The sequence below is a fragment of the Pseudomonas sp. NPDC089554 genome (assembly GCF_050280645.1).
Taxonomy (GTDB): Bacteria; Pseudomonadota; Gammaproteobacteria; order Pseudomonadales; family Pseudomonadaceae; genus Aquipseudomonas.
Genome location: NZ_JBNNVR010000205.1, coordinates 1 through 1,131 on the forward strand (window position 1 = coordinate 1; position 1,131 = coordinate 1,131).

The 1,131-nt window shown below is 64.4% G+C and carries 1 protein-coding gene and 1 pseudogene; both read left to right on the forward strand.

Going from position 1 to position 1,131, the window contains the following annotated elements; translation table 11 throughout:
• A pseudogene (locus tag ACQKPE_RS26555) lies at nucleotides 1–105 on the forward strand (hydroxypyruvate isomerase); the annotation flags it as partial.
• 131 nt (nucleotides 106–236) lie between these two features.
• On the forward strand, nucleotides 237–1,130 hold the full coding sequence (locus ACQKPE_RS26560; protein ID WP_427669653.1) for a 2-hydroxy-3-oxopropionate reductase: 894 nt from the start codon (nucleotides 237–239) through the stop codon (nucleotides 1,128–1,130).
• The last annotated feature ends 1 nt before the right edge of the window (nucleotide 1,131 follow it).

The following is a 1,131-nucleotide window of genomic DNA, read 5'->3' on the forward strand; positions in this document are numbered from 1 at the left end:
CACCTGGACCGCATCGGCTACCAGGGCTGGGTGGGTGCGGAGTACAAGCCGCTGACCACCACCGAAGCGGGCCTGGGCTGGCTCAAGACCCATAACGCGATCTAGAAGACTGGAATGCAAAACCTGTGGGAGCGGGTTTACCCGCGAATGCTGTAGCGGCCTCACCACCGCTTTCGCGGGTAAACCCGCTCCCACAGGGTCCGTGCACGCCCCATACAAATAAGAGGCACATTCTCATGGCTAAAATCGGTTTCATCGGCACCGGCATCATGGGCCTTCCCATGGCCCAGAACCTGCAAAAGGCAGGTCACAGCCTGTTCGTCTCCACCCACCACGACGCCGCCCCCGCCGAGCTGGTCGCCGCCGGCGCCGTGGCCCTGGCCAACCCCAAGGAAGTGGCCCAGGAGGCCGAGTTCATCATCGTCATGGTCCCCGACACCCCGCATGTCGAGGACGTGTTGTTCCGCCAGGACGGCATCGCCGATGGCGTCGGCCCGAACAAGGTGGTGATCGACATGAGCTCGATCTCCCCCTCCGCCACCAAGGCCTTCGCCGAGAAGATCAAGGCCACCGGCGCCGCCTACCTCGATGCTCCAGTATCCGGCGGTGAAGTCGGCGCCAAGGCCGCCACCCTGAGCATCATGGTCGGCGGCTGCCCCAACGCCTTCGAGCGCGCCCTGCCGCTGTTCCAGGCCATGGGCAAGAACATCACCCGCGTCGGCGGCAACGGCGACGGCCAGACCGCCAAGGTGGCCAACCAGATCATCGTCGCCCTGAACATCCAGGCCGTCAGCGAAGCGTTGCTGTTCGCCGCCAAGAACGGTGCCGACCCTGCCAAGGTGCGTGAAGCGCTGATGGGCGGCTTCGCCTCGTCGAAGATTCTCGAAGTGCACGGCGAGCGCATGATCAAGGGCACCTTCGACCCAGGCTTCCGTATCAGCCTGCACCAGAAGGACCTGAACCTGGCCCTGCAAGGCGCCAAGGAGCTGAACATCAACCTGCCCAACACCGCCAACGCCCAGCAGGTGTTCAGCACCTGCGCAGCCATCGGCGGCAGCAACTGGGACCACTCGGCGCTGATCAAGGGCCTGGAGCACATGGCCAACTTCTCGATTCGCGGCGACAAGTAAG

What these genes read in the sequence shown, in the direction of transcription:
- ACQKPE_RS26560 (WP_427669653.1), top strand. Translation starts at nt 237, where the DNA reads ATGGCTAAAATCGGTTTCATCGGCACCGGCATCATGGGCCTTCCCATG.